General features: G+C 39.3%; 12 protein-coding genes. 6 read left to right on the top strand and 6 right to left on the bottom strand.

The annotated features are described in order from the left end of the window. Positions 1–61: 61 nt before the first annotated feature. The 3 genes from F580_RS0104035 to F580_RS0104025 all read right to left on the bottom strand — a co-directional run bounded on the left by F580_RS0104035 (position 62) and on the right by F580_RS0104025 (position 5,451). The gene (locus tag F580_RS0104035) at positions 62–1,567 is read right to left on the bottom strand and encodes an MFS transporter (RefSeq protein WP_019026407.1); all 1,506 of its coding nucleotides are present in this window, start codon (positions 1,565–1,567) and stop codon (positions 62–64) included. Positions 1,568–1,794: 227 nt separating this feature from the next. Then, complete coding sequence (locus F580_RS0104030) at positions 1,795–2,853, bottom strand: glucokinase (protein WP_019026406.1); 1,059 nt, start codon at positions 2,851–2,853, stop codon at positions 1,795–1,797. 3 nt (positions 2,854–2,856) lie between these two features. Continuing rightward, positions 2,857–5,451 carry a TIM-barrel domain-containing protein gene (locus F580_RS0104025; protein WP_019026405.1) on the bottom strand — a complete coding sequence of 865 codons (2,595 nt, stop codon included), beginning with the start codon at positions 5,449–5,451 and terminating at the stop codon, positions 2,857–2,859. 281 nt (positions 5,452–5,732) lie between these two features. On the opposite strand from F580_RS0104025, the gene F580_RS0104020 reads away from it, so the two are divergent. From F580_RS0104020 to F580_RS0104000, 5 genes are all read left to right on the top strand, one after another. Further along, positions 5,733–7,367: an alpha-glucosidase family protein gene (locus F580_RS0104020; protein ID WP_019026404.1), complete on the top strand. Its 1,635-nt coding sequence runs from the start codon at positions 5,733–5,735 to the stop codon at positions 7,365–7,367. 78 nt (positions 7,368–7,445) lie between these two features. Then, the gene (locus tag F580_RS0104015) at positions 7,446–9,299 is read left to right on the top strand and encodes an alpha-amylase family glycosyl hydrolase (RefSeq protein WP_019026403.1); all 1,854 of its coding nucleotides are present in this window, start codon (positions 7,446–7,448) and stop codon (positions 9,297–9,299) included. A 338-nt stretch (positions 9,300–9,637) separates the two neighbouring features. Further along, a complete protein-coding gene (locus F580_RS0104010; protein WP_019026402.1) occupies positions 9,638–10,063 on the top strand; it encodes a hypothetical protein in 426 nt (141 codons plus the stop codon). Between the two features lie 16 nt (positions 10,064–10,079). Then, on the top strand, positions 10,080–10,385 hold the full coding sequence (locus tag F580_RS0104005; protein WP_019026401.1) for a hypothetical protein: 306 nt from the start codon (positions 10,080–10,082) through the stop codon (positions 10,383–10,385). A gap of 2 nt (positions 10,386–10,387) precedes the next feature. Continuing rightward, positions 10,388–10,702, top strand: coding sequence for a hypothetical protein (locus tag F580_RS0104000; RefSeq protein WP_019026400.1), 315 nt, complete (start codon positions 10,388–10,390; stop codon positions 10,700–10,702). Between the two features lie 96 nt (positions 10,703–10,798). Here F580_RS0104000 and F580_RS0103995 read toward each other — a convergent pair whose 3' ends face one another. Both F580_RS0103995 and F580_RS0103990 read right to left on the bottom strand, forming a co-directional pair. Next, complete coding sequence (locus tag F580_RS0103995; protein WP_019026399.1) at positions 10,799–11,272, bottom strand: class I SAM-dependent methyltransferase; 474 nt, start codon at positions 11,270–11,272, stop codon at positions 10,799–10,801. Between the two features lie 168 nt (positions 11,273–11,440). Next, entirely contained in the window at positions 11,441–12,346 is a 906-nt protein-coding gene (locus tag F580_RS0103990) for a LysR family transcriptional regulator (RefSeq protein ID WP_019026398.1), read from the bottom strand. A gap of 246 nt (positions 12,347–12,592) precedes the next feature. On the opposite strand from F580_RS0103990, the gene F580_RS0103985 reads away from it, so the two are divergent. Next, positions 12,593–13,570: a zinc-dependent alcohol dehydrogenase family protein gene (locus F580_RS0103985; protein WP_019026397.1), complete on the top strand. Its 978-nt coding sequence runs from the start codon at positions 12,593–12,595 to the stop codon at positions 13,568–13,570. A gap of 227 nt (positions 13,571–13,797) precedes the next feature. On the opposite strand, the gene ygjK is transcribed toward F580_RS0103985, so the two are convergent. Then, the gene (gene ygjK, locus F580_RS0103980) at positions 13,798–16,269 is read right to left on the bottom strand and encodes an alpha-glucosidase (RefSeq protein ID WP_019026396.1); all 2,472 of its coding nucleotides are present in this window, start codon (positions 16,267–16,269) and stop codon (positions 13,798–13,800) included. Between the last annotated feature and the right edge of the window lie 98 nt (positions 16,270–16,367).

Below are 16,367 nucleotides of genomic sequence, written 5' to 3'. Positions count from 1 at the left end.
CTAAAAAGGCGCTTTAAGCGCCTTTTTAGTTTGTTCAGTTAAGTTATTAGTGGTACTGGTATTAAGCCGTTGCTTCATCTTGATGATTAACCGTTTGCTCTTCCACACCATCCTTAACAAAATACACCGACAATGCCGCTAAAATCATTGAACCACCGGCTAACATAATGATATAGATGGCTTGATTGTCGAACACTGCCGTTAAAATCCAACCGGCAAAAATACCTGACACTATCTGTGGCGCGGCAATGGTGAAGTTAAATATGCCCATGTAAACACCAGTTTGTTTTACGGGGAGTGATCCTGCCAAAATAGCATAAGGCATTGCTAATATTGCCGCCCAAGCCATACCAATGCCAATCATAGGCAAGAATAATGATACTGCACCTTGTGGTACTATAATCTCAGTAATGGCTAAGTTGACTAGTGTTGGCTCCGAATTTTGGATAAACATAATGCTGATATAACCAATACCACCAGCCAATAGTGATAATGAATAGGTTAATTTACGGCCGATGGTATTGGCAACTTTTGCCATAAAGATAGAAGCAATGGCAGCAAATAATGAATAAGCAGCAAAGATAATACCAACCCAGTCACCGGCAGTGCCTTTTGCTTTGGCAATATGCTCAGGTACAGTACCCACAGCCGCTAGGTAGTCTGGATCAAACCATTTAGCATCAATACCCCATATATGTTGAGCGATAGCTGGCATGGTATATACCCACATAATAAACAGCGCAAACCAAGAGAAAAACTGTACTAAGGCAAGTTGTTTCATGGTGGTTGGCATCGTTTTCATTAGAGCAAAAAACTCGGCTAATTTCTCGCTAAGAGGGCGAACAGTATCATGTTTTTCTAAGGTAGCTAAACCATTAGTACCCGGCGCATATTCTTTGGTTCTAAAAACAGTCCATAATACTGAACCTAACATCACTGTTGCGCCAATATAAAAAGCCCAAATAACAGACGGTGCCACTTGGCCAGTACTAGCGGTGTTTTCTAAACCAATAACATTGGTTAATACAAAAGGTAATATCGAGCCAAAGACGGCGCCAATATTAATTAAAAAAGATTGAATAGAGTAACCAACAGTACGTTGCTCAGCCGGCACCATGTCAGACACTAAGGCGCGAAAAGGTTGAAAAGCTAAATTAAACGAAGCATCCATTAAGGCTAACATCATAGCGCCAAAAAATAACGGTGTGATAAAGGTCGCTAAGGTGGCTGAATTTGGCATTAATAACATGCCAATAGCGGCGGCAATACCACCGGCTAGAATATAAGGGTTACGACGACCTAATTTATTCCAGGTCTTATCTGAAGCTGAGCCGACGATAGGCTGAATGAGTAAGCCCATAATTGGCGCTACTAACCAAAATAGTGATAACGAGTGTAAGTCAGCGCCTAAATCGGAGAGTATCCTACTGGCATTGGCATTTTGTAAGGCGAAGCCAAATTGCACACCGAGAAAGCCAAAGCTTACATTCCAAATTTGCCAAAAACTCAAACGTGGTTTTTGCTGGTTATTTTTGCTTTGATTACTCATGTCGCTAGTATCGCTCATTTAGAGGCACTCTTATTGTTATGTATTGCGGTGCTTGTTTTTAAAAAAAAGCACATTATTACCATAAAGACAGATGATAATAGTGTGCTAAACAAGGTGTGTATTGAAATATCTTTTAAGCCGAAATGATCAAAAAAAGTTAAGACAAGAATTTTAATATACCCATTTTAGCGGGTAACCACTAGCGTTTACATACGTATTCAGTATTTTAAAAAGTCGCTACAGCGCTAGTTTTGTAAGACACAAGCAGCGGCTCCGAGCAACCCAGGTTGCTCTTCTGTTATCACGTAAGTCGGTGCTTGCTCAGTAATAGATGACAAGCGGCCTTTGGTTTCAAAACGCGTTCTAAAGTCGCTTGATTTCAAGTAATCAATAAAGCGCGGCACTATACCACCTGCGATATAAACACCACCTTGGCTATTCATTATTAGCGCTAAATTACCGGCGAAACTGCCGAGCACATTACAAAAGAAAGTAAGCGTTTGCTGACAGATTTCACAACTGCCGTCTAACGCTTTGGCGGTGATATCTCTGGCTGAAAGCTTACCTTTGATTATGGTGATTTCTTTAGCTTCATTAATAAATAATAACGCCTGATATACTTGCTCTAAACCATAACCTGACAGTAATTGCTCGTATGAAACACGCTTCTTTATCTTATGGATAAAGTCTTTTACTTGCTGCTCTATTTCATTAATCGGTGCAAAATCGATGTGACCACCTTCACCACTAATGCAGTGCCATTGGTCATTGCCTGAAACGGTTAGTGGTACTAAATTAGCCACCCCTAAACCTGTTCCAGGACCACATACTGAAATAGGTTTACCCGCAACACTTTCACCGCCACCAATTTTTACTTTCTGTTGCTCGGTTAGCAGCGGGATTGCCATAGCTATGGCGGTATAGTCATTAATAAAGCTTAAGGTATTAAGTTTTAAAGCCTGTTGAAGTTCTTTTTGGGAAAACTGCCAAGGTAAGTTAGTCATGCTTATTAAGTCTTTATCTACCGGGCAAGCAATGGCAAAACAAGCGTTAATATTACAGCCGGCCAACGCTTTAACCTCAATATAATGAGCAAGCACTTCAGCCAAGCTAGTAAACTGCTTACATTGGTAAGTTTCAATGTCACTTATATTAATGCTCATGGTATCAATGTCCGTGGTATCACTATCAGCAAGGTCAGTCTTAGGTTTTTTCATTGCTTGTGCTATGCGAATATTAGTACCACCAATATCGGCAATAAGGTTGATGGAATGTTTATTTTTATTAGATAAAGTTGTCTTCATTATTTACTGTATCGTTAAAGTTAAAGGTTGATGCTGCCAAGTGAAATCGATAGTTAAGCTGTGGTCTTTTTCTTGCCAAACAGCATTGTTTATCACTTTATTGTTCAAGCTAATTTTATTGGGGACTTGCGATATATTATGAATAACCAAGGTCATGGTGCGTTCTTGTGGCATACCGTTATAACCCTTGCCGGTACGATTAAGGTTTATGGTTAAATGCTTTTGTTGCTGCTTAGCTGAAAATTGTAATAATTCAAACAATCCTTTCTCAATGGCTTGATAGGTTTTGCCATCATCTTCATACATTTCATAGTTAGCACTAGTAACTGACTTATCAGCATAATAATGTAAGGTTAACTTGCTGGCGTCATAATCTTGGGTAGATTGAATATCATCAATCATAGGAATAAAGGCACCAGCGCGCACCAGTACTGGTAGTGTCTCTAGACTTGTTGCTAAGTTAACTGCTTGTCCGCCTTGATACTTTTTAGCTACTTCATTGTCACGAGTAAAGTAATCAAACCAAACCCCCTCGGGTAAATTAACTGAAACTGAGTTGATATTAGCTGCCACTACTGGAGTCACTAAAAAAGCATCGCCCCACAGGTAACTGCTAGCATTATCAAAGGAAGCTAAATAGTTGCCACTGTTAGGGCTACTGTTAAGTGTTTGTTCTAAGTCTTGATTAAGCTCTTGCTCAAGCTCTTCACTTTCAAAAAAGAGCGGACGCATTAGCGGCATGCCCGTGGTACTGTTTTGATAGGCTAGGCTGTAATTATACGGCAGTAGTTTATATCTTAGTTTTATGAATTTACGTAAAATATCTTGGGTTTCTTTGTCGTGAAAAACGACTTCTGGGGCGATATTATCTTGGGCATGAGGACGATATATAGGCTGAAAAACGCCATACTGTAACCAACGAATATACATTTCTTGGTTAAAGGTCTCACCACCAGCAAAGCCGCCTAAATCAGAATGGGTGTATGCCATACCTAATAAACCCATTTGCAAGCTCAGCTCAACTTGCGGCTTTAAGCCATCCCAAGAGCGACTAACATCACCGGTCCAAGGGATCATGCCGTAACGCTGTGAACCAGCAAAACCTGAACGCATTAAAATAAACGGTCGCTGCTCTGGATTCATCTTAAGTTGATTTTCAAAAACCATCTTAGCCCATTGATGACCGTAAACATTATGAATGGCGTCAGCATTAACTACGCTGCCATCGCTAAGTGTATGTAAGGTATCGCTTGGGTGAACTTCTGGCTCACCTAAGTCTCCCCACCAACCCGTGACACCTTGTTGGTAAAGCTGCTGGTAAATATCGTTAAACCATTGTTGACCTTTATCACTAAAGACATCAACTAAACCGGTATTGCCAAAGTAAAAATCAAATTGCTTAGCTTTACCTTGTGCATCTGTCGCTAATGCTTGGCTATCAACAGCATCTTGCCACTTACTGGATGTACTCAGCACAAAAGGTTCAGTGATCAAAATAGTCTTTACGCCTTGCTCTTTAATATCATTGATCATTTTTTCAGGCTCAGGGAAGGCGTTTTTATCCCAAGCTAAATTACCCATATGACCTTTAATATCTTTACCAAACCAATATAAATCTAAGATCAGCGCATCAAGAGGGAAATCTAAATCAATAAATTTATTTACCGTTGCTCTTACTTCGGCCTCTGAGCGATAACCAAAACGTGAAGCATAATTACCTAAAGACCAACGCGGTGGTAGGGGTTGCTTACCGGTAACATCAACATAGTTATTAAGTAGTTTCGGGTAAGTATCAGCGGAAAAAACGATATAAGCCATACGACCGGCAACAGCAGAAAACTCTAATATGTTTTCTTCTTTTTTAGCTAAATCCATATAACCCTTGGCGGAATTATCAAATAACACTATGTATTTATTACTCGACATTACTGCGGGGATTGAGAAATTCATTTGCTCTGAATGTGTGGTATAGCCGTAATGGGCGCGATTATATAAAGGGAAGCTATGGCCACGTCTATCCATGCCTAATACACGTTCACCGCCACCGAGCAGTTTTTCGGTATCATCTAAGTAAAAGCGAAATCCTTGCACCGGCAGTTTTGTAGTTATTTTGGTGGTAGTGCTGCTGCCTTCAATAGCGGCTATTTCGGTAACTTCATTGACAGTACCGCTAAAAAAACCTTGTTGCTCGGCGATAAGTAACTTGTTTTTTTTGTGCTTATTTCTTTGGTAATAGGAAATATAAAAAGGTGACTTGTTGATTACCGCGCTGAGTTTATTCAAGGTAAGTGTTAGCTGTTTGTTATCTTCTTTAATAACAAAGCTACTGTTCACCGCCTGTTCCTTGATGGCAAAAGAGGGCAGTTGGCTAGCAGGAAGTTTTTCTTTATGACTTTGATAGTGTATTGCTATTGCGCCTTCCCCATAAGCATTTAAGGTTACTGTCGCTACATTAGTGCTGATAAAAACGGTATTGCCTGATAATTTATGGCTTAGGTATTTGCCAGTACTTGCCAATGATTGATTTGAGAAGAACAAGCAAGTTAATACACTTGTTAATAAGTAAGCGGTGCAGTATTTCAAGGTGAATAAACGCAAAACAAAACCCTTAAAGTTGAATATGGATAGCAGAGTGTTAATGATAATAACCTTAGTCTAAGGTGCACAGCATCTTGAATACGTATGCAGACCGGACTAACCCCACAATTGCTATTACATACGTATGCATTTTTTGATAATTTCGATACATACGTATGCAAAGGCTTTCAGGTCAGTTTTTAATTGCGTATTCTTATTTGATAGAATTATTAAATGCTTAAACAGCGACGGTTGCTAATAACTGTCACTAAATGAGCAAGTATCAGTGTTGGGGTTTTCAAATGAATGAACAAATGTGGTGGCGTGGCGCGGTAATTTATCAAGTTTATCCACGTAGCTTCTATGATGCTAATCAGGATGGTATTGGCGATTTGCCAGGAATTATTAGTAAGTTAGACTATATTGCTAGCTTAGGTGTTGATGCTATCTGGATCTCGCCTTTTTTCAAATCCCCAATGAAAGATTTTGGTTATGATATCAGCGACTATCGTGATATTGACCCTATTTTTGGTACCCTAGCTGATTTTGATGAGCTTGTGGTTAAAGCGCATGCACTTGATATTAAGATTATGATTGATCAGGTGCTTAGTCATACTTCAGATCAGCATCAATGGTTTATTGATTCACGTGAAGATCAAAGTAACGATAAAGCTGACTGGTACGTATGGAGTGATGCCAAAGAAGATGGCACGGCACCTAACAACTGGTTATCTATATTTGGTGGCACAGGCTGGACTTGGGATCCTAGGCGTCAACAATATTACTTGCATAACTTCCTCACTAGCCAGCCAGACTTAAACTTCCATAACCCAGATGTTCGCCAAGCGGTGTTAGACAATATTGAGTTTTGGCTTAAACGTGGTGTTGATGGTTTCCGTCTTGATGCCATTAATTTTTGTTATCATGATGCTCAATTACGTGATAACCCAGCTAAGCCTAAAGAATTAAGAACAAACATCGGTTTTGATGAAAAAAACCCATACGCCTATCAGTACCATTATTTTAATAATACCCAAGATGAAAACTTGGGCTTTATGGAAGATATTCGCAGTTTATTGAATAAATATCCTGGAGCAGTGGCCTTAGGTGAAATCTCTTCTGAAGACTCGTTAAAAACTATGGCTGAATATACCCAAGGTGATAGCCGACTACATATGGGCTACAGCTTTGATCTATTAACCGATAATTTCAGTGCTAGTTATATTAAACAAGTAGTAGAAAGTCTGGAGTCACGAGTTTCTGATGGCTGGCCATGTTGGTCTATTTCAAACCATGATGTAAAGCGTGTTGTCACCCGATGGGGCGGTTTTAACAGTAAAGATTTTGCTAAAATGCTCTTCGCGATGATTTCGTCTTTACGTGGTAGTGTTTGTAGTTACCAAGGTGAAGAGCTAGGTCTAACCGAAGCTGATATTGCCTTTGAAGATATTCAAGACCCTTATGGCATAACTTTTTGGCCACAATTTAAAGGTCGAGATGGTTGTAGAACACCACACCCTTGGCAGCAAGACTCAGTTAATGCTGGCTTTAGTGAAGGTAAACCTTGGTTACCTGTAGCAAGCGAACACTTTGATAAATCCGTAGATGTACAAGATAAAACGACTGATTCAGTATTAAATAGTTACCGTCACTTTAATCGCTGGCGCAAGGAACAACCGGCGTTGCGTTACGGTGATATCAGCTTTATTGATACCCCTGAGCCAATATTAGCTTTTGTGCGTCAATACCAAGGTGAGCAGTTATTAGTATGCTTTAACTTTAGCGAACAGAGTCAAACAATGGCTTTATCTTCACTCACTCAACAAAACGATAGCTTAACTGCCTTAACAGGGCATAAGTTAACAAGCGCAATCATTGTTGATGGTGTTGTACAGTTTCCTGCTTTTGGCTGTTTTTACTGCAAACTAGAGCAGTAAGCTAAGTCAGTAAGTTAAATTGATTAACACCAGTAATGTTAGTAACGTAAATACGGTAAACGCATTAAGAGAACTTCTATGAATTTTATTAGTAAATGTTCGCTACTAGCAACCATAAGCTTGGCTTGTTTAACATCTCAGCTGAGCCAGGCAAGCGAAGCTAGGTTAACACCAAAAGTAACGGATAAATTAATCGCCAAGGCGGCAAAGTTAGCACCCTATCAGCAACGTGCCTTTCAAGATGAGGTTTTTTACTTTGTTTTACCGGACCGTTTTTATAATGGTGATAGCAGCAATGACTTAGGTGCTGCTGCCAATGATACAAAACGTGCTGTTTCTCGCGGAGGTTTAGACAAAACTCATAAAGGCATGTATCACGGCGGTGATTTAGCCGGCCTTACTGAAAAATTACCTTACCTTGATAATATGGGGGTAAGTGCTATCTGGTTAACGCCGGTATTACGTAATCGCGCGATGCAAGCTGGCACCTCGGGTTATCATGGTTATTGGATTTTAGATTTTACTGAAATTGACCCTCACTTGGGTAGAAACGCAGAGTTAAAGCACTTTATTGACCAAGCACACCAGCGTAATATTAAAGTATTCTTTGATATTATTACTAACCATACCGCTGACGTGATTAAATACCAAGAATGTCACGGCGAAGACGGTTTAGGTTGGATTGTTGATGTAAGTAAAGGTAATGATTGCCCATTTATTTCGATGGCGCAGCTTGCCGAGGGCAAACATTACAGCCCATTAATTCCTAAGGGTGATGAAACACTAAAATATCCTGCATGGCTGAATAATATGGCTGAGTATCACAACCAAGGTGATTCATTTTGGCGAGGCGAAAGCTCAGTGCGTGGTGACTTTGCTGGCCTTGACGACTTATATACTCAAAAAGCCAGTGTTGTTAAGGGCATGGTCGATATTTACAAAGATATCATTGATGAATTTAAGCCAGATGGTTTTCGTATTGATACCGTTAAACATGTCAACATAGAGTTTTGGCAACAATTCTCACCTGCCTTAATGAACCATGCTAAAACACAGGGCATAGATAACTTTTTCATGTTTGGCGAGGTTTATAGTTTTGAACCTGAATTATTAAGCCGCTTTACCACTGAAGCTAAAATCCCTTCAGTATTAGACTTTGCTTTTCGAGGCGCAATGATAAAAACCCTGGTTGAACAGCAGGGTACAGACGTATTGGCACAATTATTTGCTAAAGATCATTTTTATCAGACTGAGCATAAAGACCTTGACCTTAAAAGTATGCGCAATACCAACGCTAATCAATTAGTTAACTTTACCGGTAATCACGATATGGGCCGCTTTGCTTACGCACTTAAACAAAGCCCTCATAACTATAGCGAGCAAGCGAAAATACAACGTAATTTACTGGCGCATGCGATGATGTTCTTTAGTCGTGGTGTACCGGTTATTTATTATGGCGATGAGCAAGGTTTTGTTGGTGATGGTGGTGATCAAGCCTCACGTCAAGATATGATGCCTTCTCTTGTTGCTAGTTATAATGATGATGATTTATTAGCAACAGAGAAAACTACAGCGGATGACAACTTTGATACAAGTCACCTGTTCTACCAAAGCTTTGCTAAATATTCGCAACTCTACCAGCAATACCCAGCGTTACGTTTTGGAGAACAGACGGTGGTTTATGCTCAAGATAAAGCCGGAATTTTTGCTATAACTCGTCAAATGAAAGCAACGAGTAAAGCATCTAGCGAAGAAAAATCACAAGAACTATTAATTGTATTTAACACTGCGGACAAAGCTCAGCGCTTGGATGTAGTTACTCAGCAAAAGGCTACTAAGAAAACACCGGTTAAATTACTTTACCGTTCTGTCACCGCGAAAAAGGATGGCGAAATAGCCCCATTGAGTTTTAATATTTATTTACTGAAATAACTATACCAAGCGATACCCTCAGCTGAATTGAGTACAATAAATACTGATAAAAAGCGACCTCAAGTAATATCGAGGTCGCTTTTTCTTTATCCTATTAACAAAACGTAAGTCATATCAGCTCCATTAATACTCTCTCTACTCACCTTCATATAGCTCAATTAACCTGTAATTTCAGCTGAAACACACACCTTTATGTAGCTTGGTGATGTAGACCTTTAGCTTACAGTTTCTCACACTTCTACCACATTAACTAAACAGTAAAGCGCATGTGTTCATTACAATTAAGCGTATAATAGTGACAAGTTTTAACAGTCGATATTAACAATAGGTAGGCATATATGCCGATAAAATTACAAAGTATTCTTGGGCTGAGCTTTTTGCTTGTTGGCGGATGTAGTCAACTTCATCATGTTCATATAGGCGATATAGACCAGTCGCAGGGTAGGTTGACGCCATTTACCATTGAGGTAAATGAACTTGGTTTTGATGCCGCTAGAACAGCTGAAATAGGCGCTGGAATGGCAAAGTCTGCCTCGACCAGTAAAGACTTAGAATTTGTTGCCTTAATTCTGGCGATAAGTAATTTTGGTCCTAAAACGGGGAACCCTGTTTACAATGATGCTTATGCTGATCAAGTGTTCTATGAGGTCATCAAAGTCTGTCCAAGTAAAAAAATAACGGGATTAACCTCAGTTCGCGAAGCAACCAATGTTGGCCCAGTAAGTGGTGAAGTTGTCCGTATCAATGGCTACTGTATTAATTAAATTTTAGGGAATTATCATGTTAAAGAACACTATATTATTTTTATTATTAGCACTTTCACTTAGCGGCTGTGTTGGCTTAAATACCGTATCAATGACTCAGGTGCCAGCAGAAAGAGATAACAAAATAACCTCCAATTCATCTAGCTGGAATGTTATCGGCATCAACTTTAGTAATGCCTTTGTTGATGAAGCTATCGATCAGCTTAAAGCACAATGTCCAACAGGAAAAATTGAAGGGGTATACACCAAGCACCAAACTACCGGCTATTTACTCGTCTTTAAAAGAGAAATCATTGTCTCCGCTTATTGTAATGAGGTGTAGTGATGAAAAAGTTATTTTTGTTACTTACAGTCGCTATGCTTAGTGCCTGTACTAGCAGTATTCATATGTCACAAGTAGATGTTGGCACGAATAGTCAGCAGGAATTGGCTAGTGGTAAGGTCATCAATATTGAAAAGTCACAGAAAATATTGTTAGGTTTTGTTTATGATAGTAATTATGTAGATCAGGCTTATAAACAACTTTTGCTGCAATGCCCGAATGGTACCTCAATGATTAACGTAGAGTACTTAACTAATCATGGCTTTCTCAGTTGGACAGATAAAATTCGTATTAAAGCGCTATGTAAACAGGCGTAAATTATCAAATAGTCTAGCGATATAATGAAGAGAACCGTCTTGTTAAACTTGTAGAGCATACTCGTTGTTCTTATTGACGCTAGGCTAGTTTATTTTTCATAGTCTAGCTCTAGCTCTAGCTATTTTATACAGATAAACCGGTGACTTATAAAAATCATTAACTTGTATGGTTTTAATCGGTTTCCATAAGGGTAGGGCAAAATTATTACTGATAATAAAGTTAACATTTGATTGCTCTCGCTGTAATTTATTACTGATTTTTTCCATCGCTTCGGGAAATAGATAACAGACTAATACCGAGGCTGAAGATAAGTCTGCCTGATAAAAATCTTGTCGATGTAGTGTTAAATTTTTTAACCTAAATAGTCTTTTGATTAGTGTCGATGTTAGCCATGGCAGATAGGACAATTCATAACCTACTATTTTACGTTGCGGATATCGCTTAGCAATGCGTATAACAATATTTCCCCAACCACTACCCAGATCAATTATCGGCCCTGATTTTTTTTCTATTTCCGTTTCGTCAATAAATTGCATCATCGCCAGATAAGCTTTATTTGAGCTTGGCATAGGTGATATACCCAGCCTTACGGTGCTATAAATAATCGACACTGTGATGAGCAGCACTATTAGGGTAAAAAGTATAATTAGAAAAGTTTCAAATATTAACAAAGGGAAATTCCATAATAGGGATTACTGATTTTCTTTATCAGCAATGTTTTCGAATCAGTTTTTGAATCAATTTTCTACTCGGTTTTCTACTATATTGTCTACCAAAAAATCTAAGAAAACACGGGTTTTAACCGATACCATTTCTCGTTTTAAATAAATTGCATAGGTGGAGCTAAGCTCTTCATAGGGACTGAAAGTATGTTCTGGCATTACTTGGATGAGCGATCCATCTGCTAACTCTTTTCTAACAGCCCAGAGCGGCATTAACGTTAAGCCACTACCATTTAATACCAGTTGTTTTTGACCATTGACAGAGTTCACAGAAATAGTATCGCTAATGGTTAATTTTGTTCTTTGTTCAGCCATGAGATACCAATCTTGCCAACGGGCATAACTGTAGCGTATACATAAATGCTCAACTAAGTCTTCAGGGGATTGAGGCGTACCGTAACTCGCAAGATATTGCGGACTGGCACAAAGTAAGAAATTATTTAAGTCTAAACGTTTGGCAATCATGCTTGAGTCAGCTAAGCGGCCACTTCTAATAGCAACATCGATATTTTCTTCCACCAAATCAACAACACGCTCAGTTAATTCCAGTTTGATATTAATATCAGGATATAGCGCCATAAATTTAGGAATGAGTGGCAGTACCACGCTTTCACCAAATCCAACCGTCATACTTATTTTGAGTTGACCTTTGGGCTTTTCTTGCAGGTCATTGACTGCTCTTTTCGCTTCGTCAAACTCAGCAACAATACGCTGAGAATACTCATAATATTTTTGCCCCGCTTCAGTTAAACCGGTATTTCGAGTGGTTTTATTTAACAGACGCACACCCAGTTCTTGCTCAAGCACCGCTAATTGTCTGGAGATAGAGGAGGGCTGCACATCAAAGATACGACTTGCTTGGGAAATACTGCCGGTTTCCACCACACAGTTAAAATACAGTAATCGAGTTAGCGAGCTCATTTTCACTCCTCTAGGCACTAGCGCTTAAACGCTACTTTTATGACTAATCTATCTTAACTTCGTGTTGCTAAAAAAGCAAAGGTGATTTGTCAGTTGGGTAATGGTTTGCTTTGTTGACAACGAATAGAATAGCCACACTTAAAACGAACAAGCAAAGCCCCTACTTAGGTAATCAACTAAGTAAATAGCTAAGCAAGTAGCATAAGCAAATATGCAAACTAATTTAAATATATAGAGAGTAAAATTATGAAAGCAATGATCATTAAAGAAATCGGTAGCACAGACGTTTTCCAACTTGTTGAAAAAGCAAAACCAGTCGCTAAAACAGGCCATATGGTAGTAGAAGTGAAGGCAAGCAGTGTCAATCCAATTGATACTATGTTGCGTTCAATTGAACTGCCATGGTCAGCGAATTTACCTGAAATACTACACGGTGATGTAGCCGGTATTGTGGTTGAAGTGGCTGAAGACGTAAGCAACTTCAAAATTGGTGATGAAGTTTACGGCATGGCCGGTGGCCTTAACGGTGTTGATGGTGCTTTAGCTGAATTTATGTTGGTTGATGCCCGTTTAATGGCGATGAAGCCTAAAACATTGACCATGAAACAAGCTGCTGCTTTGCCTTTGGTAGCAATCACTGCTTATGAAGCACTAGTACAAAAAATGAATGTTAAAACCGGAGACCATGTGCTTATTCATGGCGCGACCGGCGGCGTTGGACATATTGCTATTCAATTAGCAAAAGTACTTGGCGCTAGGGTCACTGCTACTTATTCAGCTGCTAATTTTGAGCTAGCAAAAACAGTTGGCGCAGATAACTTAGTTGATTATAATACTGAGTCGGTTGCCGACTACGTGCAGGCTCACACCGGTGGTATTGGTTTCGATAAAATACTTGATACCGTGGCTGGCGATAATATTGAAAAGTCATTTGAAGCAGCAAAGTTTAATGGTCATGTCGCAACAATTCTACCTATTGCCGATCCATTACAAATTGCTCTTAAAAGCTTGTCATTCCACAGTGTTTTGATGCTTATCCCATTAAGCCATGGCATTAACCATGCCTCTCATGGCCGCATTCTTACAGAGATAGCTGAACTTGTTGATGCAGGCAAGATCACCCCTATTATTGATGAAAGCAATTTCTCAATTTGGGAAGTCGCAAAAGCGCATGATCACATGGCATCAGGTAAAGCGGTAGGAAAAATCACCCTAACGGTATAAATTTATAGTTACCTGATATTCATTTAACAAAAAGCTGCTAATAAGTTATTAGTAGCCTTTTTATTTATATCGATTGAATAACTTAATGATAAAATTTTAATGAGAATAAATTTTCAAGAACAAGGCGCTTGATTGACCAATAGCTGGCTATTGGGACTGAGAATAGCGAAAGCAACGATGTTATTGCCTCTTCTACTATTCAAATAATTTAGGCCATTTTAATGACTTTACTCAGCTAAAAACTCTCTATATAACATCAATAAATGCGCCGCGCTCCAGCTAAAGTTGGTTGCGCCTTGCACCGCGCCCGTTTCAGGGTTGTAGTTCTCTCTAATGGCACCGTTTTCACTTAACCCTTCGGCATTATTAAATAATTTTTCTGCTAAATTTTTAGCTTCTTGATGATAACCATAATTATCCAGGGCGATTAAGCCAAAGTAGACTTGGTCTAGCCAAACTCGGCCGCGCCAGTATATATCTGCGTCATAAGCAGGATTTGTTAAGGCCGCTGTTCCTAGCGGGATAGTGGTGTTAAATTCGTTACTTTTTAACATCACGTTTTTAACTCGCTCGGCTTTATCTACGTCGGCAATTTTTGCCCATAATGGACTCCAACCTTCAGGTCCTCTGCCACGTGCGGTTAACAAAGTACCGATGCAGCCATTTTTATCAATTTTATCACTCTTCATACTAGTGGCGGTAAAACTGCGGTCATAATAAAAGCCGCTTTCTTCATCGAAAAAGCACTGGTTAATACGTTTGGCCAATACCTTAGCTGCTTGTCGATAACTTGCTGCGAGTTTTTCCTGTTGCAGCAGCTCTGCCATATTGGCCAATAATGTTTTTTCATGAGCAAGATAGGTATTCAACTCTACCGATTCTTGATTGATTGAGAAACCTAATAAATCACCTGCGTTATTAGTATTTTGGTAGAACATCACTTGCCAATCTTTACGAGCCTTGTTTACGTCGCCTTGGTAATTTTGCTTAGCATAATCGGCTAACTGCTCTGCATTGATAAAGCCAAATCTGGCAGCATTATCCATACCCGATTCCCAGGCGCTACCGTGTTGAGCACCTATATCTATGTCATCATAATCACTACTGGCGATGATATTTTGATATAAAGATATGCCTGAGCAGCTATACCAATCTTCATCCGCGCTGTGGCAGGCTTTTAAGTCAATGGCAGGGGAGTTAGGTTGAGTTAAATAACGGACTTTAAAGCTGATATCGCCTTGAGCATTGTTATGGAATCTATGTTTAGTCGCGCCATACTCAACCAAACCGTTTTGGTTGTGATCTCTATTTCGATACCACCATTGATGATAGCGCTGTAATTTAGGTAACATTTCTTCGATAAAGCTAACATCTTGAGTGGCTTTATATATCTCCCAAACCGCCCAACTTGCTAAAGGTGGTTTAGTGTTACGCTCGTTCCAATTACCGCCGTCACCACCGCGGGCTTGGTCTTTGTTGTAAAATATAGCATCAATTATCATACCTTCGTCTTGTGGTCTGAGGGCATCATTTGCTTGAATTTGATAGGCAAACATTGCGCGGATATTCTCTTTGGCAATATCAGCATTAAAGTGCGCCATGGCATAAGCATGTTTCCAGCTATCCCACGCCCAAATGCCATTAAACCAACGCGCAGTAACCGAAGGTGTAACACCCGCATGGGTTAAATTACCCGCGGGACTACGCCAATTACCATTAAGGGTTTCAACCGCTTTGATGGCAACTTTATCTTGTGCCGGGCTGCGTTTACCATTATTTTTACCAACGTCCATGGCTTTGTCTAGATATTGTTGCCAGCGTTGCTTGCTTGCTAAAATTTTTCGCTGCGGTTTCTCCAAAGCAGCTTTGATAAAAACTTGCTCATCATCTGCTTCAGTTTGGTTGTGAAAGTAACTTTGCGTGCTAAAAATGCTAGTACTGCTATTTTTAGCAATATTGATTGTGGCTGTGCTTTGGTAGCTATGCTGCTCTTGCTTAATTGTTGTTTTAGTCGCTAGTGAACGGCTAATTTGATATTGAGCACTCTTACTGGTCATAATATTCCAGGTATTGCGCACTTCACTAAAGTGAAAAGTTAAGCCATTCTCATTAGCTGTTAAACTTCTCTGCCATTGGGGTAGGGCTTGTTTAACGGTTTTTTTATCATCCCATTGTGACAATAACTGACCTTGCCAAGTCAGTGTTAAAGCTAGCTTTTCATTACTGTGGTTAGTGATTTTTGTTTCAATAATGGCTGTTCTACTACTGATAAAGTGCAAACTTAATTCAAGTGTTAATTGTTTAAAAACAAAGTTTTGCTGTAACTGCCCCGGTTTAGCCATACGGATTATTTTCGCATGTGAAAAATCTAAATTTTGGTTTTTACTTAAATCCGTTAGGGTTAATTGCTCTAGTTTTTCAGCAATAAATAAACTGTATTCTTCGGCAATAACCATAGGGCCAGTGAATGCGGCGTAATTATTATCTTGCTCCGGTAATAAAAAACCGTGCCAAGCGCCTAAATCAAACAGTGGATTAAAACGTTGGTTTTGGTATTTATCATATTCTTTATGTTGTTTGGGCGTACCGGCTCTGTCAATGACATCGCTGATATTACTTGTCGTTGCTAAGGTAAGCTGTGGTAATAATATTAGTGTCAAAAGCATTAATACAAACGATGGTTTTCTAAAAAATGGCATTGAGCTTCTTCTTATTTGAACTTGTTATGATATCAAATGCATCAATAAACTATTTCGATTGGAATTAGTCACGAACAAGTGGAATGAGATAAGCGTAC

It is taken from the genome of Colwellia piezophila ATCC BAA-637 (genome assembly GCF_000378625.1).
Classification (GTDB): Bacteria; Pseudomonadota; Gammaproteobacteria; order Enterobacterales; family Alteromonadaceae; genus Colwellia; species Colwellia piezophila.
This window is presented reverse-complemented; position numbering and strand designations above follow the sequence as displayed.